Genomic DNA, 23,312 nt, shown 5'->3' with positions numbered 1-23,312 from the left:
AGTTTACCATGCCTTTTCTTAGTGTAACTCAATGTTTGGCGGGGAGAGGAGAGAATTTTGGCGGGATTGGAATGCGTGCCGGGACTACTTGAGGACGGTGTAACCGGTCTTGGGATCCCAACGGTACCCTTTGCCGGTCCAGATCGCTTCGATGGTCTTCCAGTTTAGCCCGAGCCCCTTCATCTCGTCGCAGACGTAGTAGGCCGGCATGATCTCGTCGTCGTCGATGCGTCCGTCGCCGTTGGCGTCTGCCCAGTGGTACGGGCCGATGCGAACCTCGCTGCCGCCGCCGACCTCTTCGGTCCGGTTGACGCCCCCTCCGTGCAGCACGATCTCCCCCTTTACCTTGACGTCCTTGCCCTGCGCGAAGGGGGCAGGGGTTCGCACCGAGTACGAGATGGCAACGGGGCTTCCTCCGCCGGGAACCAGCCATTTGAGGCTCGACCCGGCAGGTTCGGCCGCGGAACTGGGGGGAACCGAACTCACCAGCCGCATCCCGTCGGGAAGTTTCTCCTTGAGGATGAAACCGAACGGGGCGTCGGGCAGGCGTGTGACCTTGACCTGCACCGGGATGACCTCTCCCGGCGCTGCGTAGCGCGGCAGCCAGCGCACTGCTTTTGGGGCGGAGGAGGGGGTGCGGGCGAGAATGACGACGACGAGGAGCAGCAGGAGCGCGGCTAGGCCAAAGAGGATAAAGAGCTTCGTCCGGCGCGGGGAGGGGGGAGGGAACTCAGTGCCAGGTTCGTCCTCGGGGACAGGTGCTTCGTCGCGCAGGATATCCCCGAGCGGGACCTCAAGGGCGTCGGCAAGCTTCTGGGCGTTTTCCCGCTTGATGGAGGGATAGCGGTTATTTTCCCAACGCGAGATGGTGTCGGTGGTTACTCCCACAACGTTGGCGACGTAGAGTTGGGTCAGCCTCTTCGCCTCGCGGACCGTCCTTATCCGGACCCCGTCTATGGCGACGCTTGCGGCGGATAACTTGTCGGCTCTGTCGTTTGCATCCATCATGCTGCCGGCTCCCCTGGCGTCATTTCAGCACCGTTTCCAGCCAGATTAGGGCTGTCCGGAACCCGACATCGGGTCATATTGCTATAGATGTCGATACCCGGAGCCCTCATTGGATGCTATTTTTACCACAGTTCGGCAGCAAAAAACTCAAAAAAGAAAAGGGGTAACGAAATGAAAAAAGCAATCGCCGCAGTAGCTATGGTCATCTTCAGCGCGGGGGCAGTTCTGGCAGCGGACGTCATCACCCTCCCCGCCAAGAACGGGGACGTCACCTTCAACCACAAGAAACACCAGGACACCCTGAAGGACTGCAAGGCCTGCCATGAGAAGGGACCGGGCAAGATCGAGGGTTTCGGCAAGGATTTCGCCCACAAGACCTGTAAAGGATGCCACTCGGACAAGGGCGCAGGCCCGACCAAGTGCGGTGAGTGCCACAAGAAGTAATGGCGCTGCGCTGAACGCGAAAAATACCCCTCTCCTTACGGCGAGGGGTATTTTTTTTGGCCCCTGAAGAGAGGGGGTAGAACAGGCGTCCTGCAGCAGGTCAGACCTGCGGCGGGGTGGCGAAGACCTCGTCTATGGCGTCGAAATCGAGCCTTTCCTCGGCTAGTGACTTGATGAGACGCAGCTTTTCCGTATCCCTTGCGGTGATCTTCGAGACGTCGTCGGTGATGATGCGGTAAAGGTCGGCCGTGCTCAGCTTATCGGTGCGGAAATAGGGGATGTTGCTGCGGTCGATGATGCGTTGGGTGATGACGCTGACGTCGGAGATCCCGGGTATGACCAGACCCACGATCCGGGAACGGTATTCCGGCATCTGGTAGAGGTTGGCCAAGGTGACCAGGAGTTCGTCTCGGCTGCTGGTGACGAGCAACAGCGAGGAGTCGCGCAGCATTTCCGTGACGCGCTGCGTGGAGGCGGCGCCGATCTGCACGTGATGGATGATGCGCCGCACCTCGCGGCGGTTGCCATGCAGCGGCAGGTCCAAAAGGCGCGCCACACGGCTAAGCGTCGGGTTGGCGAGCACGGGTTTATAGTCGAACCCGCCCAACACCGAGAAGGGCTTTCCGGCGAAGGCGCGGGTGAGGTAGTCGAGGGTCTGCGCCCGCTTCTCGGCAAAGAGCTTGTTCACCAGCACCCCGCGCACCTCGGCTCCTTCCAGCTTGAAGAGCGCGGTGTTCATGGCGATGGTATCGATGACGTTGCCGACCCCGCCGCCGCTCACCATCAGGACCGGCGCGTTCAGCATCTTCGCGATGCGGGCGTTGGAGAGGTTCAACACGGACCCGACCCCGGGATGTCCCGACCCTTCTATCACGATGAAGTCGCAGTGCTTCTCCAGTTCCGCGTAGCTGGCGAGGATCCGGTCGGGAAGCTCGTCCAGGGGGATCTTGCCGTCAATGGCCTGGCGCGAGGTGTCAGGGTGCACCACGACCGGAGACATGTAGGGGAGGTCCTTGTCGAGCCCGAACACCTGCGCGATGAGGGCGGCGTCCTTGTCGACGGACACCCCGCGCAAAAGCGCAGGCTTTGGCCCCAAAGGCTTCATGAACCCGACCCGCCCGTACTTCTTCTGGGCCAGGTGCAAAAGCGAGACGCTGATGGTGGTTTTACCTATGTTCTGACCCGATGCCGCGATGAAGATCTTCCTGGCCATAATATCCCCCGGAATGGCTCATTAACGGCAGAGCCGTCCTCATAATCGTACCGATGCAGTCTCGTGTCAACACGAAAAAACTCATGAAGGGGCGAGGGGGAAACAGTAGGCTAGGAGGGATCAGAATTGGGATCGCGTTGCAGGTGCCACGGGCACTTGTTAAGCATCTGGGTCAGTGCGTAGAAGTAGACCTCGGCCCGCCCCTTCATGCTCTCGCAGTAATGCGGGTGCGGGTGCCGGGGGTTCCCCGTCATGTCGTAGTGGGTGGCGTAGCATCCGCCGGCGCAGTCGTAGCGCAGCCAGCAGGAATGGCATGGGAGCTGGCCGTCGACCTCGAAGCCGGAAAGGGTGTCGTGCAGGGAGAGACCGCAGTCGACGCCAGCTTTGCCCATGGCGAAGTCGTCACGGTCCACGAAGGCGATGCAGGGGAAGATTTCTCCGCGGCTGTTGATGGCGAGGGTGTTGGTTCCGGCGCCGCACGGCTTGGTGAAGCGGCTGCCGCGCCTGATCCTAGTGATGTTGTCGAGGACGTTGGAGGCTAAGGGGATGTCGCGGGTTTCCTGGTAATGGCTGATGTAATCGACGTAGTAGTCGATGAACTCCCGGAGTTCGGTCAACTGCCGCTCCACCGGCACGTTCAGCTTTTCGAAGATGGGGTTTTTGTGGTATCCGGGCTCATGGCAGTATTCCAGCTGGATCCGGCTCACCCCCAGCGTACTGAGCTGGCGGAAGGTCTCCAGGTAGCTGTCGGAGAACGCGGTCAGGGTGGCCCGGATGCCCAAGAGCTTCGGGTTGGGGAAGGCCTTCATGTTGTTGACGATGAGCTGCCAGGTGCTCTCGCCGTACTTTCCTGGCCTCTGTATGTCGTGGATCCGCTGGTTTCCGTCAAGGCTGACGCCGATCTGGGTGAAGTAGCGTGCCAGGAACTGCGCCACCGGCCCCTCCAGCAGGGTGCCGTTGGTGTCCAGCGTGAGGTAGAAGTTCTTGCCCAGCTGCGCCTCGTGCTGCAGCAATTCCAGGGTTATCTTGGTCAGGATAGGAAAGTCGAGCAGCGGTTCGCCGCCGTAGAAATTGACGAAAATCTTGTCTGCGTTGGATTCCTGAACCAGGTCCAGGATGAGCGTTATGGCGCGCTTCGCCGACTTCTCTCCCATCAAGTGCCCGGGTTTTCCGAAGGTTCCCCCGCAGTTCCAGCAGTAGCAGCACGCCATGTTGCAGTTCTGGGCCAGGTAGATGGAGAAGGTCTGGAAGCGGTTTTCCCCCGGTTTGGTCTGCGGGTCCCGGGACACGGGGAGCGGAACCCCGAGCTCCTGGTGCAGCAAGTCGCAAAGCTCGGCATAAAGCGGCGCTTCACCGGCGGAAAGATGGCGTGGGGGAAGGCCTGGGGGGGGGGAGTGCGCCAAGCCCGGGTTGCGGCGGCCGGAGTTCAGAGAGCATCCGGGAGGCTATCTCGCTCAGTTGGTAGAGCCGCGCGGAGCGCGAGAAGAACAGGAAGTTGTCGCCGCCTTGCTCGAAGGCGTGATAGTCACTCATAATGGTTCTCTGCCCCCTGGGCGGGTCACAGCGTTTCGCTGTACACCAGCAGCCCCGTCGGCACCATGCGCACCGAGTACTTCTTGTCCAGATCGAGGATGAACCAGACCCTGCCTGCGTGCTGCACCTTGAGGCGGGCTGCCTGGGAGAGGGGCGCAGCGTTTGCCTCGAATTCCTGCAACATGGATTCAGGGATCACCCCCTCATCCAGTTTTGCCGCATGTTCCATGGTCACTGAAAAGGCATACCTGTCGTTGGTGGGAAGCGTCATGCAGACGTTGTTGTAGGCCCTGAAATTATCCATCTGCTGTGGGGTGATGCAGCTAGCCACCATCTGTTCCGGCGACCAGAACCGTGCGCGTTGCGCCTCGGGCGCATCGGCTCCACCTTCCGACACGAGCTTTACATGCGTGGACGCGGAACCGGCTTCCCCCCCATGGTTGTTGTCTTCGCCCATTGCTCTCTCCTGTGGTTTTCGTCTGGTAAGCACCGTGGCAGCTATGTGCAGAAAGGACCGGCCAGCGGTGTCTAATCGGGTGAGATTTTCTTCAAGGCTCAGGGTCGGGGTACACCGCTATGCGTGCCGCGACTCTTCTTGCCGAGAACCGGCGCTTAGCGTCGCTTATGGACCAAAGGCTGCCGGGGTTCCTGACGCTCACGCTGGCGCCTTCACCGAGAGCCTTCCCAAGCCGCTCCAAGCGCTGCCTGAGTACCTCGGGGATCGACTGATGGTCCAGTTCCTGGGCGTGTTCCACGCCGATGCAGCATAACGATATTTCCAAAGGGGTGGCCGCGTTGCACGCGGTAGCTGAGCGATAGCCGCTGTGCTGGGATTCGGTCGTGCAGGTCTGGGTGGCGTGGATGGAGTCGATGCAAACCAGCTCGACACTGCCGGCATGGGAACTGCCCCCTTCGGAGATGAGTCTGATGTGTGAGGTGATGCTCGCTTCTTGATGATGGAGATCGTGGAACGGGTCCCTCATGATACGTTCTCCCTACCACAGAATGTCGATCATTAGAGCCTGATGGCTGCCGCGGCGCTGCCGACGGCCCTTCCCAGGAATAATCCTGCTGCCACGAGCACGGTTCATTATCTATAAAAATTAACAGATGTCAATGTTGGCTTTCATTTAATTTGTTTATTTTAATTTTAATTGGGGGGGCAGAGGCTGGGGAAACAACGAAGGCGAAGGCCGTGACAGCCTCCGCCTTTATAGGTGAGTGGGGAGGGGTTACTTCTTGTGGCACTCGGTGCACTTGGTGGGGCCTTTCCCTTTGTCGGTATGACACCCCTTGCAGGTCTTGTGGGCCCACTCCTTGCCCAGGTTGGCGATCTTCCCTCCCTTGTCGGTTTCATGGCAGTCGGTGCACTTCAGTTCCTTCATGTCCTGGTGCTTCTTGTGGGGGAAGGTGACGTTGCCGTTTTTCGCCGGCAGTACCACGTCGGCGTCGTCGGCAGCGGCAGCGAAACCGGCGCAGAAAAGGGAGAGCACGACAGCTGCGAGGATTTTTTTCATTGGTGAGATCTCCTTTAGACAAGTAATGAGAATGCACAGGGAAAGAGAATACTCGCTTCCTCATGGATTGCAATCGTCCCCATTCTTAACTTGACAAGCGCAGGTTATTCATTGGAAAGTGTCGCTAAATCAAAGGGGTATGTCCGTCCTCCCGTCAAGAGTTCTCCCATGAAGCCTGCACCCAATCTCATCAACATCCCGGTAGGATATTTCGCCCTTCCCGTCCCGCGCACCGGGAGCATCGAGCCCCGTTCCGGCTACGACCGCTCCACCGCGGAGGGGCGCGAAATTCACCTTAAGATCCAGAAAAAGCGCGCGCTGGCGGACGCTAGCTACCAGGCCGAAGTGCCGGTCAGCCGCATCTTCGAAAGGGGAGGGCACCAGTTCCAGGTGAACGGTCGCCTGGACGGGATCTTCCGCCACGCCCCACCCTTAATTGAGGAGATCAAGAGCTGCTTCAACCTGTGGGAGCTCCGGCGCCGGCTGGCTCACGCGGGCACGAACGAGCCGTATTCGCTGCAGCTTCTCACCTACGGCTACTTCCATTGGCTGGAGCACGGCGTGATACCGCGCCTCTCCTTCCACCTCGTTTCCTCCCGTAACGGCGCCTCGGAGGACCTTCCGGTGCAACTGGACTTGGAGGCGTACCGGGGCTGGCTGGAGCTGCGCCTGGACGAACTGGCGCGGGAGGCGGACGAGGCCTCGAAGCGCGCCCGTAGAAGAAAGAAGGCGGCAAAGGAGTTTCCTTTTCCCTTCGCCACCCCCCGCCCCGGACAGCTTGAGCTGATGGGGGAGATAGAGTCCGGCATGGCCGATGGGCGCGCCATGCTGATATCGGCGCCGACCGGGCTGGGAAAGACCGCGGGGGTCCTGCACCCGGTTCTGAAGGAGGCGCTCGGGCGCGGCCAGACGGTCTGCTACGTGACGCCGAAAAACAGCCAGCACGAGGTGGCGGAGGACGCCATGGAGCGCTTTCGCGAGTCGGGGGTGCGGCTGCGCTCCCTCACCGTCACCGCGAAGAGCAGGATCTGTTTCATGAACGAACCTGTCTGCACGCCGGAGTACTGCGAATATGCGCGCGATTACTACGGCAAGCTAGCCCGGCTGGGCGTAGTCGAGCTGATGGCCAGGAAAAGGAAGCTGAAGGCGCGGACCTTCAGGGAGTTCGGGGAGAAGTACCAGCTTTGCCCCTTCGAGCTGCAGATCGAAGCGGTGCCGCTGGCCGACGTCGTCATCTGCGACTACAACTACGTCTTCGCCCCCAGGTCCGCTCTGGGGCGGGCCGCGGCACTCGCCGTGGAGCAGAGCGGGAAGCCGAACCTGGTGATAGACGAGGCGCATAACCTCCCCTCCCGCGCCATGGATTACTACTCCCCCAGGCTTTCCAGCGTGCTTTTGGTGGGGATGCGGGGCGAGCTGGCGGAGCTTCCCAACCCGTTCCGGCGCGACGCGCTGGAACTTCTGGAGGAATGCCTGGCGGCGGTGGCGTCCTGCAGCGGTAGCGGAAAAGGGATGCGCCCGGTGAAGATAGAGCCCCCCCTGGCCCCATTCCTTGAGCTGGACGGAAGGCTGCGCGCCTTGCTGTCGCGCTACCTGGAGGCTGAGGTGGAGATCAGGCAGAAGGACCCGGTCTTGAGGCTGTGCCATTACTGGGGGGAGTTTGCCGAGATCCTGGAGTTCGCCACCGCCTCGAAGCGGCAGGAGTTTTTCACCTCCTATGAGCCGCATTCCGGAGGGGGGAGCATCAAGATCACCTGCTGCGACGCCTCCGCCCTCATTGCGGACCGGTACGGGGAGTACCAGCAGGTGGTGGCTTTCTCCGCAACCCTGAAGCCGTTCGAGTACTACGCGAAGCTTTCCGGGCTCGATCCCGAAAAGGTGCGCTGCGCCGAATTCCAGAGCCCCTTTCCCAGCAGCCAGCGCAAGCTGATGATCATCCCGCAGATCTCGACCAGGTACTCCCGGCGCGAACGCAATTACGGCAGGATCGCCGACGCGCTGGCCCGGGTGGTGGCGCTGAAAGGCGGCAACTACCTGGCATTTTTCCCGAGTTTCGTTTTCCTTGAGCGGGTGGCGGAGCTCTTTCGGGCGCCGGAAGGGTTCGAGGTGCTGCTCCAGGAGAGGAAGATGAGCGGGGCGAGGGTGGCCGAGATCCTTGAGCGGCTGCGCGCGGGGAACGCCCCGACGCTTGTCTTCGCCGTCCAGGGAGGTTCCCTTTCGGAGGGGGTGGATTACGCGGGGGACATGGTGATCGGCGCCTTCGTGGTCGGTCCCCCCCTTCCCAACTTCGACCTGGAGCGGGAGGAGATGAGGGGGTACTACCAGCGCCATTACGGCAACGGGTACCAGTACGCCTACACCATTCCGGCCATGGCCAAGGCGATCCAGGCGGCGGGGCGGGTGATCCGCTCGGAAACGGACCGCGGTCTGATCGTCCTGATGGACGACCGTTTCTTGCAAGAGGAGTACAGTTCCGCCATGCCTGGGGATTGGTTCGAGTCAGGGGCAAAGGAGCTGGTCTCGGATGCCATATTGAGCGATATCAGGGAGTTTTGGGGACGGTGATGACGAACTCGGCTCCCTCGCCGCTGTTACTGGCGCAGAGCCTGCCGTTCATGCTCTTCTCGATGATGGTCTTGCACATGAAAAGCCCGATGCCGGTTCCCTGCTCGGGCCCTTTGGTGGTGAAGTAGGGTTCGAAGATCTTCTCCTTGATCTCCTCGGGGATGCCGCCGGCGTTGTCAGCGATCCTGACCACCGTTTCCCCGCCTTCCTCGTAGAGCCTGACGGTGATGAGCGGCGAAGCGGCGCGGCTGGCGATGAGCGCGTCGCGAGCGTTGATCAGGATGTTGAGCAGGACCTGGACGAACTCTCCGAGATATCCCTTGATTGAAGGTTCGCCGGTTTTAAGGACCTGGATCTCTATACTGTGTATCCTTAAGCTCCCATTCAACAGGGCCAGCGCCTTATCCAAAGGCTCGCTCACCGTGAACTCAAGTTTTTCCCGGTCCGGGCGGTAGAAATACCTGAAATCGTCTATGGTTTGGGACATCTGCTGGATGATCTCCATGCTCCTTCTGACGTTCTCACATATGAACTCTTCGCTGAGCCCGGTTTGCCTGTGGGTCAACTGGACGTCCTGGACCAGCAAGGCCAGCATGTTCAGGGGCTGGCGCCACTGGTGGGCGATGTTGCTCAGCATCTCCCCCATCACCGCCTGCCGCCCCTGCAGGATCAGCATCTTGTCCTTCTGGCGCAGTTCGTCGACCGCCTGCTTCACGCGCCGCTCCAGCGCCTCGCTCAACTGGCGGTACTTCTGCTCGCTCTCGCGCAGCGCGGCCTCGGCAATCTTACGCTTGGTGATCTCCTCGGACATCCCCTCGTAAAAGAGCACCTTCCCCTCGCTGTCCCGCACTGCGCGCAGGCTCAGGGATACCCAGATCACACTGCCGTCCTTGCGGTAGATCTGCGTCTCGAAACTTTCGGCCCTGCCGTGGACCGCCAGCACCCTCTGCATCTCCGCATAGGAGGCGGGGTCCACGTAGACCTCGGTACCGATGTCGGTGATGGAGGCGACCAGCTCCGCGGGAGAGGCATAGCCAAGCATGTGCGCGAGGGCGGGGTTCGCGTCGAGGTACCTCCCCTCGGGGGTCCTGCGGAAGATCCCCTCCGCCGCGTTCTCGAAAAGGCTGCGGTACTTCGCCTCGGCGACCCGTTCCTGCTCGCGGGCCTCCATCATTCGTTCGAAAAATATGTGGGTATCCAGAATGGATGATACGAGACCGACCAGGTTTCCCATGCTGAGGAGCGCCTGGTCGCTTTCCTGCACCCGCCGGTGAAAGGGTGCATTGGTCGCGGTGTTGCCGACCACCAGCAGGGCGTGGGGGACCTCGTCGTGGCCTAGGGGGTATACCAGGAACTCGTCCATCAGTAGGCGCCGTCGGCATCCGTTTCCGGGTTCCGTCGAGGTTGCGGTGCAGGTGACATGCTCCCTGCCTGCTAGAAGGGGGGAGAGGCAGGGGGCGCCGTACTTCATGGTAATGGCGGCGGCCTGTTCTTTTTCGCTTGGATCGTAGTAGCCGTCAAGGGCCAAGACGCGGTAGGTAACCGTTTCTTCGCGGCGGAGCAGGATAGCCCGTTCGTACTCCAGCTGCTGGACCACGTACTGCACGGTCTCGCGGAACAGGCCCTGGATGTAGAAGCTCCCGCTCAGCCTCCTGCTCAGGTCGTAAAGCCCTTTGTACTCGTTCAACTGGAGGTCGAGCACCTGCTGGTACTCGTAGAGCTTCCCTTCGGCCCTGATCAGCCGTTTGACCTGTTGGGCCAGCTCCTCGTTTTCCCTGCGCAGGGCAGTCAACTGCTGCTCCAGGGCCTGTTTGTCGGTGGGACTCCCGTTTTTCATGTTACCCCGTGGCACTCTAGTACACGGCCAACAGCACGGACGTGAAATTGTGGATGCAGTTGTAGCCGGAGACCGGTCCGATCTCGGCGTATGAGTAGAATCCGATCCAGGGTAGTTCCGCCCCCAGGTCGTCCTGCAGGGACTTGAGCAGCTCGATCTTCTCCTGCTCGCGGTAGACCACGCGCCCGCGCCCCATGCATTCGAACTGCATCACCAGCTTGGGCCGGTTCTCTCCCAACTGCTCCCTGATATGCTGCGAGATGGCCTGCAGCCCTTCCCGCATCAGCTCCTTGTCCCGCCTCATGATCCAAAGAGCGCTTCCCTGGGTCACATCCGACTGGATGCTTACCCACCCCTCCTGGTCGTTTTTGTCCATCATGTAGCGGATGATGTACTCGCCGTATTCCTTCCTCAGGTGCTCCGGGGTCTTGAAGCCGAGGCAGAGGTTGAGGGTGACCTTGTTCCAGTCGCTGCCGGAGCCGTCTTCGATGTACTCCTTCAAGGCCTCCAGTGCAGGGATGCCGTCGATCTCGTAGATGATGTTGCCGTGGCAGCGGGTGATGGTGCGCCGGGTTCCCACCGGCACGCAGCCGTGGTTGACCCCCCAGGCGAGCCTGGCATTGCCGGACATGACGACGCAGCAGATCCCTTCGGAAATTACCTGGTCGTCATGGTACTGGTAGGTCTTCCGGGTAGAGAGGTTGTTGGCGGCAAGCCCTCCGAACAGGGGGAGCGGCCTCCCGTGCCCGAGGGTCCTTTCGAAGGCGTCCCGGAAGGGATCGAAGTCGAAGAGAAGGCCGTCGGCAAAGAGAAAGCAGGCGACGGCGTCGGCATGGAGCAGCGGGCGGACCTGCTCGGCCAGCAACTCGCCGGCCCGGGCGTATCCGGCATCGAGCCCCTGCACGTAGGCGTTGGCGAAGCTGACCTCATCCGAGGCTATGGCCAGCACGCAGACCCCGAAGTTGGTCTCGGCGGCGGCGCCCGCCGTGATCACCCCCTCCCCTGAGCAGCCGCTCAAGGGGGCGCCGGCGGTGGTGTCGCGCACCGAGCGAATCAGCAACTCCTGGTCGTATCCCACCGTGGCGAAGACGAAGACGAAATCCGGTTTGGCCATCCCGCCCCGCTCCATCGCCTGGAGAGCCGCTTCCTTGCCCGCGTCAGCCGGGTTTTTGTGAAGGCTGAAGCCAACGCCTGCAGAAGTTCCCATATAGCACCTCTTTTCTGGGGATTACCCGGCTATCTGGGGCCGGGCCAGGGAACATTATAACAATATGAATTCATTTTAATATAGCATGTGCTTTTTATGATCTCCTTTCCGGTAAGGCCGGAGCGACCGTAGAGGGTGCAGACAGTTGATGCTGGGGGAAAAGCTTTGACGCGAAGTTGCCGCAGGTGCTATAAGTGGCGCAACTTTCCCCGATATTCTTGTGCTGCTTCCCGCTTGGCAACAGATGTCACCTGCTGCGTCTCTGGAGCCGCTTGCCATGTCCATCAAAGCCCTTTTGCTGCTGGCCGCTCTCACCCTCATTGTCTCGTCGGCGCACGCCGGGCCGGCACCCGGCCGCGACCTGAGGGTCATCGTGGTGGGGGGCAACAGCAACTACCCTCCCTACCAGTTCCTGGATCATAACGGCGAACCTCGCGGCTTCATCGTGGACCTGACCCGGGCCATCGCCAGGGTAATGGGGATGCAGATCGAGATCCGGCTTGACGATTTCGGCAAGATTCTCAAGGAGCTCGACAGCGGCGAGGTCGACATTCTGGAAGGGCTCTCGTACTCGGATGCCAGGGCCCGGGAATACGATTTCTCCACTCCCCACTCCATCATAGTTCAGGCCATCTTTGCCCGAAAAGGGACGCCGGCGGTGAAAAGCCTGGAAGAGCTCAAGGGGAAAAAGGTGCTGGTGCATAGCGGCGGCGGCATGCACAGCTACTTGCTGGAAAAGCATTATGATGCGGACCTGGTGCTGACCGGCAGCCCGCGGGACACGCTGCAGCAGTTGGCGGCGGGACGCTGCGACTACGCGGTAGTGGCCCTGCTCCCCGCCATGTATATCATCCGCGAAGAGAAGCTTTCGAACCTGGTGCCGGTGGCGACCAACGTGGCGCCGCAGCGGTACTACTGCTACGCGGTGAAAAAGGGCAATGCGGAGTTGGTGGCCCAGATGAACGAAGGGCTCTCGATTCTCAAGAAAACAGGCGAGTTCAACGAGATCTACGACAGGTGGATCGGGGTCCTGGAGCCGCAGCGGACCTCCTGGCTCGACGTGGCCAAGTACGCGGCGCTGGTCGTGGTCCCCCTTTCCCTGGTCCTCATGGGAACGGTGCTCTGGTCCTACTCGCTGCGTCGGCAGGTGGCGCAGCGCACCGAGTCGCTCTCCAGCGCCTTGGCCGAACTGCAGAGAAACCAGCAGCAGCTGGTGCAGGCGGACAAGATGGCTGCGCTGGGCATACTGGTCTCCGGGGTGGCTCACGAGATCAACAACCCGACCGGAATCATCCTGATGAACATGCCCACTCTGAAGAAGATTTTCCGCGATGCCGAGCTGATCTTCGACCGTTACCAGGAGGAAGAGGGGGAGCTGACCCTGGGGGGGATCAGGTACCAGAGGGTGCGGCAAGAAGTGCCGCTGATGCTGGACGAGATGCAGGATGGCGCCGAGCGGATCAAGAAGACCGTCGAGGATCTGAAGAACTTCGCCCGCAAGGACGACGAAGCCCGAAAGGAGCTGCTGGATTTCAACCAGGTGGTGCAGACGGCGGTACGCCTGGTGGACGTCGCCACCCGCAAGTTCACCAACGATTTCAGTGTCCTTTATGCCGAAGCGTTGCCTGCCGTGTTAGGCAACGAACAGAGGCTGGAGCAGGTGGTGGTGAACCTGGTCATGAACGCGGGGCAGGCCCTTCCCGACCCCAGCCGCGCCATCGCCCTTCAGACCAGGTACGACGCGGGGAGCGGCAGGGTGATGCTCACGGTCCGCGACCAGGGGAGCGGGATCTCGCCGGAGCACCTGAAGCACCTCACCGACCCTTTCTTCACCACCAAGCGCGAGAGCGGGGGGACCGGGCTGGGGCTCTCCATCTCCGCCAACATAATCAAGGACCACGGCGGCGAAATCGCCTTCGATTCGAGGCTCGGCGAGGGGACTACGGTCACCCTTTCCCTGCCGGCTGCCGTGGCAGGGAGCAAAAATGGACAGTGAGTTCTACCCCTCCTTCCGGGTGCTGCTGGTGGATGACGAACCGGCCTGGCTGCGCTCGCTCTCGCTGGCATTGGAGAGCAGCTCCGGAATCACCAACGTGGAGTCCTGCAGCGACAGCCGGAAGGTGCTGGAGATCATAGCGCAGGGGGAGATTGGCCTGGTTCTCCTCGACCTGACCATGCCGCATCTCTCCGGGGAGGAGCTGCTGGTCCAGATCGCTGAGCGCTTTCCAGCGGTGGCGGTGATTGTGGTCAGCGGCCTGAACCAGGTGGGGAAGGTGGTGAACTGCATGAAGCTCGGCGCCTACGATTACTACGTGAAGACGGACGACGAGGAGCGGATCGTCTGCGGCGTCCAGCGTGCCATCAAGCACCTGGAACTGCAACGCGACAACAAGGAGATGACCCGGCGCTTCGTCTCCTGCGAGCTGCAGCATCCGGAGGCCTTTCGCGCCATCTGCACGGCCGACCGCGCCATGCAGGCCATCTTCGCCTACATCGAGGCGGTGGCCGTGAGTCCGCTCCCGCTCTTGATCACCGGCGAGAGCGGCTGCGGCAAGGAGCTCCTGGCCCAGGCCACCCACCGGTTGAGCGGCTGCCGGGGGGATCTGGTGGCGGTTAACGTGGCGGGACTCGACGACACCGTATTTGCGGACACCCTCTTCGGGCATGTGCGCGGCGCCTTCACCGGCGCGGAAGGGGTCCGCCGCGGCATGATAGAGGCGGCCGTGAACGGAACCCTCTTCCTCGACGAGATAGGGGATCTGAGCATCGCCTCGCAGGTGAAACTCTTGCGGCTGCTCCAGGAGGGGGAGTATTTCCCTCTGGGGAGCGACCAGCCCCGGCGCCTCAAGGCGCGCATCGTGGTGGCGACCCACCAGAACCTGGAGTCCAAGGTCGCCCAAGGGGGCTTCCGGCGCGACCTGTTCTACCGGCTGCGCACCCACCACGTCGAGGTACCGCCGCTGCGCAGCCGAAAGGGGGACATCCCGTACCTGCTCGACCTGTTCTTGGAGCAAGCAGCGCAGATGCTGGACAAGAAGAAGCCGACTCCGCCCCCGGGGCTGGTGCAGCTCCTTTCCACCTACAGCTTCCCGGGAAACGTCAGGGAATTCAAGGCGATGGTGTTTGACGCGGTCAGCACGCACAAGGAGCGCATGCTCTCCATGGACTCCTTTGTAAAGGCGATCAGCGCCGCCGGCGGAGGAGTTGCGGAGCGGGTGCCAGACCAGAACCCGTTTGCGGGCTTCGAGCCTCTCCCGACCTTCGCCAACGCCGCGAACTACCTCCTCGATGAGGCCATGAACCGCTCCGGCGGCAATCAGACACTGGCGGCACGACTGCTGGGCATCTCCCAACCCTCCCTCTGGAAGCGCCTGAAACTCGCCCGCGGCTGAACCCCTATTGCCGGAGTCTATAGCTATAGACTCCGGCAATACCCATCGTAAGTTCCCGTAAATACAACCTTTCCCCGCCCCCGCCGCAAAACCCCAATAGTCTGGGACTATAGCGGTTGTCTGCAGCATCCTCCCTTGTTTTGTCAAATTCTCATGCAATTACGAGTTGTTATCTCATTTGCCCTGCTTTGGTATCGATCCTGCTCTAATTAAGATCAAAAGCAATCACAGGGCCTGCGCCCTAAAATCCGAAGGAGAGGATCATGAGACAGCATACGGTAGTGGCAATGGCAGGTTTTCTGGCGGTGATGGCGGTTGGGCACGACGTCCAGGCGAAAAGCCTTGAGGACATCCTGAAGGAGAAAGGTGTCATTACCGAGGCGGAGTACAAGGAAGCGTCGAAAGCGAAGCCTTTAGACTACAAGCTGGGCAAGGGTTTCGTTTTCACTTCGCCGGACCAGAAGTTCCAGGTGCAACTGGGCGGACAGATCCAGGCGCAATACGAACTCGATAACTACGAAGCGGCCAGCAAGCAGGACGTGAGCCAGTTCAACCTGCGGCGTGTCAAGACCCTCCTGAGCGGCTACGCCTTTACCAAGGACCTCACCTACAAGGCGACTTACAACTGGGCCAACGTGGTAAAGGACAACACCAAGGCCATGGAAGAAGTGAACCTGAAGTACCGCGTCGCCGACGAACTGCAGGTCATGCTGGGGCAGGAGAAGATCCAGTATTCCAGGCAGTGGATCACCTCCAACACGGCGCAGCAGTTCGTCGACGGCTCCTTCGTGAGGAATGCCTTCATGCAGGGGTACGATACCGGCATCAACCTGCACGGCGATCTCTGGCAGGGGGTGGTGAAGTACGATGCGGGGCTGTTCGGGGGCGCCGGCCAGAACACCAAGAACAAGACCAACGACAACGCCTACAACTTCAGGCTGGCCTTCAATCCCCTGGGCGACATGAAGTACGGCGAGGGCGACCTGGAGCACTCCGCGAAACCCCTGGTTTCCCTGGGAAGCAGCTACTACCTGAGCACATTGAAAAAGACGGTCTCCGGAACCGGTTCCACGGCGACCTCCGCCATCGACAACAACAATTCCAACTTCGTGACCGACAGCAACGGCTGGCTCGGCACGGCGGTGAAAGGGAAGTATTTCGGGACTGCCGCCGCCGAGAACATCTCGGTGGATTCCTGGGAAGCGGACTTCGCCTGCAAGTGGCTGGGCGCCTCCATGCAGGGTGAGTACTTCTGGGGCAAAGCCCAGGGCGAGGCCTCGGGCAAGGATCTTATCGCGAAGGGGGCCTACGTGCAGGCCGGCTACTTCGTGATTCCGAAGCGCCTGGAGCTTGCGCTCCGTTACGCCTGGATGGATCCGAACCGCCAGCTTGCCAACGACGCCGTTTCCGAGATCCAAGGAGGGGTCAACTACTTCCTGTACGGCAACAACCTGAAGATCCAGGGCGACGTGGGCAACCGCCACACCTACAAGAACAAGTCCGACGACCTGGTGGCGCGCGCCCAGGTGCAGCTCCTCTTCTAGGGCGTGCTCCCGATGACGAGAACCGAGAAATTACAGGAGAGAAAAATGAAACTCAAAAATATGGCAAACGCACTGCTTCTCTCGGCAGCCCTCACGATCGCGGCCTCGGTAGCCTGGGGCGCGGAGGGGTCGAAGGGCGCCTTTCTGGCCGGCATGCATAAGAATAACCAAATAGCCTGCGCCGATTGCCACGGGAAATCTCTTGCGGTCGACGACAACGAAACCGCCCTGAACAAGAACTGCAAGGGTTGCCATGGCGGCTTCAAGGATCTGGCGGCCAAGACCAAGGAGCACATCAACCCGCACGCCTCGCACCTGGGGGATACCAACTGCACCGTCTGCCATAAGGGGCATGTAGCCTCCAAGGCATACTGCAACTACTGCCACAGCTTCGCCATGAAGATCCCCGCCATGGGGAGCGAGAAGGAGTCGAGCGACAAGAAATGGGTGCAGGAAACAACCCGGGAGAAAAAGGACCTGAAATCGGTGCGGACCGAATCGGCCGACGTGGTCGTGATCGGTGCCGGCGGCTCGGGTTACGTCGCTTCCATAAGCGCCCATGACGCAGGGGCCAAGGTTATCCTTTTGGAGAAGATGCCCATAACCGGCGGCAACAGCATGCTGGCCGCCGGCGGGATCAACGCCGCGAGGACCCGGTACCAGGAGAGGCTCGGGATGCACGACGACCCGGCCGAGATGGTGAAGGAGACCATGAAGGGGGGCAAGGACAAGAACGATCCCGAACTGGTGAAGGTGCTTGCCTATAACTCTGCCGACGCAGTGGATTTCCTGGTTTCTCTGGGCGCGGACATGACCGACCTGGTGCGCTCGGGGGGCGTCGCAGTGGACCGCACCCACCGTCCGGTGGGCGGGGCGGCAGTGGGGCCGCACCTGATCAAGGTGTACCGTGAGAATGCAGCCAAGCGCAACCTCGATGTCCGGGTCAACTCCGAGGTGGTGCAGATACTCTCCGACGACAAGGGGCGCGTCACCGGCGTCCAGGTCAGGGGCAAGCACAGCGGGGTTTACACCATCAAGGCCAAGGCGGTGATCGACACGGCAGGCGGCTTTGCCGCGAACAACGAGCTGGTCGGCTTCTACAAGCCTCAGTTCAAGGAGACAGCTTCCTCGAATCAGCCGGGAGCTACCGGCGAGGGGGTCGCCCTGGCGGAAAAGATCGGCGCCAAGGTGATCGACATGGAGCAGATCCAGATACACCCGACCATGGGAGGCGAGACCAAGGTCCTCATCTCCGAGACGGTGCGCGGAAGCGGAGCCATCTTGGTGAACCATGCCGGCAAGCGCTTCGTGAACGAGCTGACCACCCGCGACAAGGCCTCCGCCGCCATCTTGGCGCAGCCTGAGAAATCGGCGTTCCTGGTGCTGGGCGAGGATATCCGTAAGAGCAACGTCCAGATAGACGGCTACATCGTCCTCGGCCTGGTGCAGGAGGCGGAGAGCGTTGCTGCGCTGGCGGCCAAGATGGGGGTCCCCGTCGACGCCCTGACCGCTACGGTGGACGCCTACAACAAGGCCTTCGCCGCCAAGAAGGACCCTGAGTTCCAGCGCCAGGATATCCCCAGGCCGGTCAACGGACCCAAGTACTACGCAATCTGGGTCAAGCCGGGGCGCCACCACACCATGGGCGGCGTGAAGATCAACACCGAGGCCCAGGTGATCGGCAAGGACGGTAAACCGATGACCGGCTTCTACGCGGCGGGTGAAGTCACCGGCGGCGTGCACGGCTGGAACCGCCTGGGCGGCAACGCCATCACGGACACCGTGGTCTTTGGCAGGATCGCCGGCAACAACGCGGCACGCTTCGTCAAGGAAGCGAAGTAAGGCTGGCCAGTAAAAACGGGCGCCTTGCGTTACGCGATACGCAGGGCGCCCAACCCTTGGGGCGCCAGGGCGCTGCCGCCACCTCAGGCGCGGCAGGCTGCCGTCAAGAGGCTATGAGGAACCCGGCATGAAGAACGGAAATCTGTTCAAGTCGCTGTTTCTGATAAATTTTTCCACCAGCCTAGGTTTCGGCATAGCGGACGCCTTCTTCTCCACCTACCTCTTCAGCCTGGGCGGGCGCGGGATCCTGCTGGGGCTGCCGCTGCTTCTTTTCTCCCTCTCCAAAATACTCTTCGGACCGGTGATGGGCGCCTGCGTGGACCGCTTCGGCCCGAGGGCAGCCGTTACGCTGAGCCTTACCCTCTACCTGCTGGTTTCACTTGGCTACCTTTTCAGCTCAGACCTGGCGCTCATCACGCTGCTGCGCCTGGTTCAGGGGGTTGCCTGCGCCATGTTCCGACCGGTGATGCTCTCGCTGGTCGGGGCCGCGAGCGGCACCAGAGGGGAGGGGCGAGCTGCGGGGACCTTCGACATCTCCTTTTACCTGGCCATCGGGGTGGGGCCGCTTCTGGGCGGGGTACTGCACGACCGGTGGGGCTTCTACGGCATATTCTCCTGTCTGGCCCTATTGTGTCTGCTGGCGCTGACGGTGGCGCTGCGGGGCATCCCTCGCCTTTGCGGCACGGCAATCCCCGCCGGAAAGCAAACCGTCCGCGCGGCGCTGCCGGCCGCCCTTGAGGCGGCGCGCCACCGCCCCATGAGAGGGCTCTTGGTCTTCATCTTCGGCCGGGGATGCGGCATATCGCTTCTGGCGGGGTTCCTTCCCATCCTGCTGAACGCGCGGCTTGGTCTCAACGGCACCCAGACCGGTTTGGTGCTCGCCTCCAGTACCCTGGTGATAACCTCTCTTTTGCGTCCGGTCGGCCGGCTCTCGGACCGCCTTCCCCGCAAGTCCCTGGTGCTCCTGGGAGGGGTCTCCGTGTCGCTGCTCTACTTCCTGATTCCTGTGGCGCAGGGGTTCCACCAGGTGCTTATGCTGGGGGGAGGGATCGGGCTTTGCAGTGTGCTCTCCCAGCCTGCCAGCACCGCGCTCCTTTTGGAACAGGGGGAGCGTCACGGGACGGGTCTGGCTGTCGGGATCTTCAACACGTCGCTAAACCTTGGATTCGTGGCTGGACCGCTTCTGGGGGGATGGCTGCAGGACCGTTTCGGGCTCACCGCCGTCTTTTATGCCGCAGGCTGGATTGGCCTGGCGGCGGTGGGGCTCTTCGCCGCCAGTAACGCGGCGCGGGAGAAAAAGAGCTGCATCGGATCTCCTTGCTGAAATTACTGCGGGAGCGGCTTTCCGCGCGACCGCGCCAGTTACTCGCAGTCGGCAAGCCGCTCCCGCTTGATCACCTGGCTATCCTCACTCCTTGATCTTCTTGTCGATGCCGGCGCGGCCGTCGTCGCACTCTTCCTCGGGCTGGCCGGGACGGCTGTAGCGGGGGTCGCTGGTGGCACTGACGCAGACCGGTGCCGGCTCCTCGGCGGCGCCTGCCGCGGCGGGAACGTGGTCGTGGCTCCTCCCGCCATCTTCCGGGACGTCGCCTGTCGTCGGCTGCCAGTCAGCCATTTCCTTCAGCACCCGGAAGCGCTCTAGCGCCTCCTGCTCCATCTGCTGGCGCAATTCGCTCGCGACCTCGGGGTTCTGTTTCTCCAGTGCCTGGTAGCGCACCTCCCCGGAGAGGAATTCGGCGAGGGAGCCGTCGGGCTCTTTCGATTCCAGTACGAACGGGTTCTTCCCTTCCAGCTTCAGAAGCGGGTTGTAGCGGTACAGCGGCCAGTAGCCGCACTTCACCGCCAGCTTGCTCTCCTCGATCGATTTCCCCATCCCCTTCCTGAGCCCCTGGTTGATGCAGGTGGAGTAGGCGATCACCAGCGAAGGCCCGGGGTAGGCTTCCGCCTCGGCGAGCGCCTTCAGGGTCTGGTTCTTGTCGGCGCCTATGGCGATGGAGGCGACGTAGACGTAACCGTAGGTCATCGCCATGCGCCCGAGATCCTTCTTGGAGGTCCGCTTCCCTGCAGCGGCGAAACGCGCTATGGCGCCCAACTGGGTGGCCTTGGAGCACTGCCCGCCGGTGTTTGAGTAGAGCTCGGTATCCATCACCAGAAGGTTCACGTCCTCGCCGGTGGAGATGACGTGGTCCAGGCCGCCGAAGCCGATGTCGTAGGCCCAGCCGTCGCCGCCGTAGATCCAGATCGATTTCTTGGTGAAGAGGTCGGCCGACGATAGGATCTGCTGCAGCAACTCGTTGTTCCCCGCTTGCGGAAGGAGCACCTTCAACCGGTCGCCGTGGCGCCGGGAGAGCTCGGGGTCCATCATCCCTTGCAGCCAGCCGGATAACTCCTCATGCAGCTCCCCCTCCGGGAGGCTTTGGACTGCGTGGCGCACCTGGTCGGCCAGGAGCGAGCGCCGCTGCGAGATTGCCATGTGGTAGCCGAAGCCGAACTCGGCCGCGTCCTCGAAGAGTGAGTTGTTCCACGCGGGGCCGTGCCCTTGCGCGTTGGCGCAGTAGGGGGAGACCGGAGCCGAGGCGCCCCAGATGGAGCTGCAGCCGGTGGCATTGGCGACCATCATCCGCTCACCGAAAAGCTGGGTGACGATGCGGGCGTAGGGGGTCTCGCCGCAGCCGGAGCAGGCGCCGGAGAATTCCAAAAGCGGCTGCTGGAACTGGCTCCCGATCACCGAGTTCCGCTTCATCAGCTCCCCCTTGGGGGCGAGCGTCTCGGCGAACTTGCGGTTCACCTCCTGCACCTCGGACTGGGTGTCGATCGGCTTCATCACCAAGGCGGAGACCTTGGCCGGGCAGATGTCGGCGCAGTTGCCGCATCCCATGCAGTCCAGTGTGTAGACCTGGATCCGGAAACCGTGGCCCTTGATCTCCTTGGCGTTGGCGGGGATGGTCTCGAAGCTCTCCGGGGCGCCGGAGAGTTCCTGATCGGTGGCGAGGAAAGGGCGGATGGTGGCGTGCGGGCAGATGTAGGAGCATTGGTTGCACTGGATGCAGTTCTCCTTGATCCATTCCGGGACGTTGATGGCGACGCCGCGCTTTTCGAAGCGCGCGGTGGAGAAGGGGAAGACGCCGTCGGGGGAGAAGGCGGAGACCGGGAGGTCGTCCCCCTTCTGGCGCAGGATGGGGAACACCATCTCGCGCATGTAGTCGGGCATCTGCTGCGCGAGGCGGAAGTCCAGCCCGCGCTCATCGTCGGCGTCGCGCCACGACTCCGGGTACTCGATCTGCACCAGGCTTTGCACCGCGAGGTCGACCGCGCCCAGGTTCATCTCGACCACCTGATCCCCCTTCCTGCCGTACTCCTTGCGGATGGAATCCTTGAGGAGTTCCACGGCCCGCTCGAAGGGGAGCACCCCGGAGAGCTTGAAGAAGGCGGTCTGCATGATCATGTTGATGCGGCCGCCGAGCCCGGCGGCGGAGGCGATCCGGATCGCGTCCACGTTGTAGAGGCGCACCTTTTTCCGGGCCAGGTCGCGCCGCATGCCGGCCGGCAGGTGCTGCTCCATTTCCTCCACCGTGTTCCAGGGGGAGTTCAAAAGGAAAATCCCCCCCTCCTTGATCCCTTCCAGAAGGTCGTAGATCTGCACGTAGGGGGCCTTTTGGCAGGAGATGAAGTCGGCCGCGTCCACGAGGTAGGTGGACTGGATCGGGCTTTCGCCGAAGCGCAGGTGGGAAACGGTGATCCCTCCGGACTTCTTGGAGTCGTAGGAGAAATAGGCCTGGACGTAGAGTTCAGTGTTGTCGCCGATGATCTTGATGGCGGCCTTGTTGGCCCCGACGGTCCCGTCCGCACCCATCCCCCAGAAGCGGCACTGGATGGTCCCCTCCGGCGTGGTTGAGAGGGTCCCCTCAACCGGGAGCGAGCTGTTGCTCACGTCGTCGGTGATCCCCACCGTGAAGTGGCGCTTGCCCGGGGAGCCGTTCATGTTGTCGAAGATGCTCTTCACGTGCACCGGGCGGAACTCCTTGGAGCCCAGGCCGTAGCGCCCTGCGTAGAGCTCTGGGACCGTGCCGCCTCGCTCCATGAAGGCGGTGCAGACGTCCTGGTAGAGCGGCTCGCCCAAAGAGCCGGGCTCTTTGGTGCGGTCGAGCACCGTGATCTTGCAGGCGGACGCCGGTATCGCCGAGAGGAGCGCCTCCGCGTCGAAGGGGCGGTAGAGCCTTACCTTGACGAGCCCCACCTTCTCGCCGGCGCCGTTTAGGTAGCGCACCACCTCTTCGGCCGTTTCGCAGGAGGACCCCATGGTGACGATGACCCGGTTCGCCTCGGCGTGCCCGATGTAGTCGAAGAGGCGGTAGTGCCGGCCGGTCAGCCGCCCCACCTTGTCCATGGTCTGGGTCACCACGGCGGCGAGCGCCTGGTAGAACGGGTTCGCGCGCTCCCTCCCCTGGAAGTAGATGTCCGGATTCTGGGCTGTGCCCCGCAGTTCCGGGTGCTCCGGGTTCATCGCCTTGGCGCGGAAGGCCGCCAGCTTTTCGCGGTTCAAAAGGCGCGCCATCTCCTCGTACTCGATCACCTCGATCTTTTGCACCTCGTGGGAGGTCCGGAAGCCGTCGAAGAAGTGCAGGAAGGGTATGCTCCCCTCCAGCGCGGCCAGATGCGCGACCAGGGCCAAGTCCATCACCTCCTGCACCGAGGAGGAACAGAGCAGGGCGAAGCCGGTGGGGCGGGCCGCCATCACGTCCTGGTGATCGCCGAAGATGGAGAGCGCGTGGGTTGCGACGGCGCGTGCCGAGACGTGGAACACGCCGGGGAGCTGCTCGCCGGCGATCTTGTACATGTTGGGGAGCATGAGCAAAAGCCCCTGCGATGCGGTGAAGGTGGTGGTGAGGGCGCCCGCCACCAGCGAGCCATGCACCGACCCTGCCGCTCCCGCCTCAGACTGCAGCTCCTTGATGTTCAGCACCTGCCCGAAGACGTTCCTGCGCCCCTCTGCCGCCCATTCATCCGCGACCTCCCCCATGGTGGAGGAGGGGGTGATCGGGTAGATGGCAGCCGTCTCGCTGAGCGCGTAGGCGACATGCGCCGCCGCGGTGTTGCCGTCCATGGTTTTCCTGTTTCCGCTCATTGCTCGTTCCCCCTTGTCAGAGATGGGTGCACCCGCCTTCGCCCCATCATGGGTAAGCCGGGCCCCGGTTAATAATGAAGTTTAA

Annotated in this window: 17 protein-coding genes; 7 read left to right on the top strand and 10 right to left on the bottom strand. The window is 62.1% G+C overall.

Annotated elements, in window-relative coordinates; all coding sequences use genetic code 11:
• Positions 1 to 84 precede the first annotated feature (84 nt).
• Positions 85 to 1,008 (bottom strand): helix-turn-helix transcriptional regulator, encoded by a 924-nt coding sequence (locus GBEM_RS20215; protein ID WP_012532477.1) that lies wholly within the window; start codon positions 1,006 to 1,008, stop codon positions 85 to 87.
• Between the two features lie 171 nt (positions 1,009 to 1,179).
• On the opposite strand from GBEM_RS20215, the gene GBEM_RS20210 reads away from it, so the two are divergent.
• Positions 1,180 to 1,452, top strand: coding sequence for a cytochrome c7 (locus tag GBEM_RS20210; RefSeq protein WP_012532476.1), 273 nt, complete (start codon positions 1,180 to 1,182; stop codon positions 1,450 to 1,452).
• A gap of 100 nt (positions 1,453 to 1,552) precedes the next feature.
• Here the strand turns inward: GBEM_RS20210 and GBEM_RS20205 are convergent, their stop codons facing one another.
• From GBEM_RS20205 to GBEM_RS20185, 6 genes are all read right to left on the bottom strand, one after another.
• Positions 1,553 to 2,665: a phosphotransacetylase family protein gene (locus GBEM_RS20205; protein ID WP_012532475.1), complete on the bottom strand. Its 1,113-nt coding sequence runs from the start codon at positions 2,663 to 2,665 to the stop codon at positions 1,553 to 1,555.
• 110 nt (positions 2,666 to 2,775) lie between these two features.
• Positions 2,776 to 3,987 (bottom strand): radical SAM/SPASM domain-containing protein, encoded by a 1,212-nt coding sequence (locus GBEM_RS20200; protein WP_226373902.1) that lies wholly within the window; start codon positions 3,985 to 3,987, stop codon positions 2,776 to 2,778.
• Positions 3,988 to 4,015: 28 nt separating this feature from the next.
• The gene (locus tag GBEM_RS21365; protein ID WP_148212934.1) at positions 4,016 to 4,198 is read right to left on the bottom strand and encodes a hypothetical protein; all 183 of its coding nucleotides are present in this window, start codon (positions 4,196 to 4,198) and stop codon (positions 4,016 to 4,018) included.
• Between the two features lie 25 nt (positions 4,199 to 4,223).
• Complete coding sequence (locus GBEM_RS20195) at positions 4,224 to 4,655, bottom strand: hypothetical protein (RefSeq protein WP_012532473.1); 432 nt, start codon at positions 4,653 to 4,655, stop codon at positions 4,224 to 4,226.
• A gap of 91 nt (positions 4,656 to 4,746) precedes the next feature.
• Positions 4,747 to 5,181 carry a hypothetical protein gene (locus GBEM_RS20190; protein ID WP_012532472.1) on the bottom strand — a complete coding sequence of 145 codons (435 nt, stop codon included), beginning with the start codon at positions 5,179 to 5,181 and terminating at the stop codon, positions 4,747 to 4,749.
• A gap of 249 nt (positions 5,182 to 5,430) precedes the next feature.
• Positions 5,431 to 5,715 carry a cytochrome c7 gene (locus tag GBEM_RS20185; RefSeq protein ID WP_012532471.1) on the bottom strand — a complete coding sequence of 95 codons (285 nt, stop codon included), beginning with the start codon at positions 5,713 to 5,715 and terminating at the stop codon, positions 5,431 to 5,433.
• 168 nt (positions 5,716 to 5,883) lie between these two features.
• On the opposite strand from GBEM_RS20185, the gene GBEM_RS20180 reads away from it, so the two are divergent.
• Positions 5,884 to 8,280 carry an ATP-dependent DNA helicase gene (locus GBEM_RS20180; RefSeq protein WP_012532470.1) on the top strand — a complete coding sequence of 799 codons (2,397 nt, stop codon included), beginning with the start codon at positions 5,884 to 5,886 and terminating at the stop codon, positions 8,278 to 8,280.
• On the opposite strand, the gene GBEM_RS20175 is transcribed toward GBEM_RS20180, so the two are convergent.
• Together GBEM_RS20175 and GBEM_RS20170 are read right to left on the bottom strand one after the other, a co-directional pair.
• Positions 8,258 to 10,117, bottom strand: coding sequence for a PAS domain-containing sensor histidine kinase (locus GBEM_RS20175; RefSeq protein ID WP_012532469.1), 1,860 nt, complete (start codon positions 10,115 to 10,117; stop codon positions 8,258 to 8,260). The genes GBEM_RS20180 and GBEM_RS20175 overlap by 23 nt on opposite strands.
• Positions 10,118 to 10,133: 16 nt before the next feature.
• Positions 10,134 to 11,324 (bottom strand): FIST signal transduction protein, encoded by a 1,191-nt coding sequence (locus GBEM_RS20170; RefSeq protein ID WP_012532468.1) that lies wholly within the window; start codon positions 11,322 to 11,324, stop codon positions 10,134 to 10,136.
• Between the two features lie 277 nt (positions 11,325 to 11,601).
• Here GBEM_RS20170 and GBEM_RS20165 point away from each other — a divergent pair, with 277 nt between their 5' ends.
• From GBEM_RS20165 to GBEM_RS20145, 5 genes are all read left to right on the top strand, one after another.
• Entirely contained in the window at positions 11,602 to 13,320 is a 1,719-nt protein-coding gene (locus GBEM_RS20165; RefSeq protein WP_012532467.1) for a transporter substrate-binding domain-containing protein, read from the top strand.
• Complete coding sequence (locus tag GBEM_RS20160) at positions 13,310 to 14,716, top strand: sigma-54-dependent transcriptional regulator (RefSeq protein WP_012532466.1); 1,407 nt, start codon at positions 13,310 to 13,312, stop codon at positions 14,714 to 14,716. The genes GBEM_RS20165 and GBEM_RS20160 overlap by 11 nt, the downstream gene beginning before the upstream one ends.
• Before the next feature lie 263 nt (positions 14,717 to 14,979).
• A complete protein-coding gene (locus GBEM_RS20155; RefSeq protein WP_012532465.1) occupies positions 14,980 to 16,260 on the top strand; it encodes a porin in 1,281 nt (426 codons plus the stop codon).
• Between the two features lie 45 nt (positions 16,261 to 16,305).
• Complete coding sequence (locus GBEM_RS20150) at positions 16,306 to 18,102, top strand: flavocytochrome c (protein WP_012532464.1); 1,797 nt, start codon at positions 16,306 to 16,308, stop codon at positions 18,100 to 18,102.
• 127 nt (positions 18,103 to 18,229) lie between these two features.
• Positions 18,230 to 19,426 (top strand): MFS transporter, encoded by a 1,197-nt coding sequence (locus tag GBEM_RS20145; RefSeq protein ID WP_012532463.1) that lies wholly within the window; start codon positions 18,230 to 18,232, stop codon positions 19,424 to 19,426.
• Between the two features lie 84 nt (positions 19,427 to 19,510).
• On the opposite strand, the gene nifJ is transcribed toward GBEM_RS20145, so the two are convergent.
• Positions 19,511 to 23,227 (bottom strand): pyruvate:ferredoxin (flavodoxin) oxidoreductase, encoded by a 3,717-nt coding sequence (nifJ, locus tag GBEM_RS20140; protein ID WP_012532462.1) that lies wholly within the window; start codon positions 23,225 to 23,227, stop codon positions 19,511 to 19,513.
• Positions 23,228 to 23,312 lie beyond the last annotated feature (85 nt).

This window comes from Citrifermentans bemidjiense Bem (assembly GCF_000020725.1).
GTDB classification, from domain to species: domain Bacteria; phylum Desulfobacterota; class Desulfuromonadia; order Geobacterales; family Geobacteraceae; genus Geomonas; species Geomonas bemidjiensis.
Note: the sequence above shows the minus strand (reverse complement) of the source record. Positions and strands in the feature narration are given on the sequence as shown.

Bases quoted from the DNA above. Each gene is read 5' to 3' on its own strand.
- GBEM_RS20215 (WP_012532477.1), bottom strand. From the start codon at position 1,008: ATGATGGATGCAAACGACAGAGCCGACAAGTTATCCGCCGCAAGCGTC.
- GBEM_RS20210 (WP_012532476.1), top strand. From the start codon at position 1,180: ATGAAAAAAGCAATCGCCGCAGTAGCTATGGTCATCTTCAGCGCGGGG.
- GBEM_RS20205 (WP_012532475.1), bottom strand. From the start codon at position 2,665: ATGGCCAGGAAGATCTTCATCGCGGCATCGGGTCAGAACATAGGTAAA.
- GBEM_RS21365 (WP_148212934.1), bottom strand. From the start codon at position 4,198: ATGAGTGACTATCACGCCTTCGAGCAAGGCGGCGACAACTTCCTGTTC.
- GBEM_RS20195 (WP_012532473.1), bottom strand. From the start codon at position 4,655: ATGGGCGAAGACAACAACCATGGGGGGGAAGCCGGTTCCGCGTCCACG.
- GBEM_RS20190 (WP_012532472.1), bottom strand. From the start codon at position 5,181: ATGAGGGACCCGTTCCACGATCTCCATCATCAAGAAGCGAGCATCACC.
- GBEM_RS20185 (WP_012532471.1), bottom strand. From the start codon at position 5,715: ATGAAAAAAATCCTCGCAGCTGTCGTGCTCTCCCTTTTCTGCGCCGGT.
- GBEM_RS20180 (WP_012532470.1), top strand. From the start codon at position 5,884: ATGAAGCCTGCACCCAATCTCATCAACATCCCGGTAGGATATTTCGCC.
- GBEM_RS20175 (WP_012532469.1), bottom strand. From the start codon at position 10,117: ATGAAAAACGGGAGTCCCACCGACAAACAGGCCCTGGAGCAGCAGTTG.
- GBEM_RS20170 (WP_012532468.1), bottom strand. From the start codon at position 11,324: ATGGGAACTTCTGCAGGCGTTGGCTTCAGCCTTCACAAAAACCCGGCT.
- GBEM_RS20165 (WP_012532467.1), top strand. From the start codon at position 11,602: ATGTCCATCAAAGCCCTTTTGCTGCTGGCCGCTCTCACCCTCATTGTC.
- GBEM_RS20160 (WP_012532466.1), top strand. From the start codon at position 13,310: ATGGACAGTGAGTTCTACCCCTCCTTCCGGGTGCTGCTGGTGGATGAC.
- GBEM_RS20155 (WP_012532465.1), top strand. From the start codon at position 14,980: ATGAGACAGCATACGGTAGTGGCAATGGCAGGTTTTCTGGCGGTGATG.
- GBEM_RS20150 (WP_012532464.1), top strand. From the start codon at position 16,306: ATGAAACTCAAAAATATGGCAAACGCACTGCTTCTCTCGGCAGCCCTC.
- GBEM_RS20145 (WP_012532463.1), top strand. From the start codon at position 18,230: ATGAAGAACGGAAATCTGTTCAAGTCGCTGTTTCTGATAAATTTTTCC.
- nifJ (WP_012532462.1), bottom strand. From the start codon at position 23,227: ATGAGCGGAAACAGGAAAACCATGGACGGCAACACCGCGGCGGCGCAT.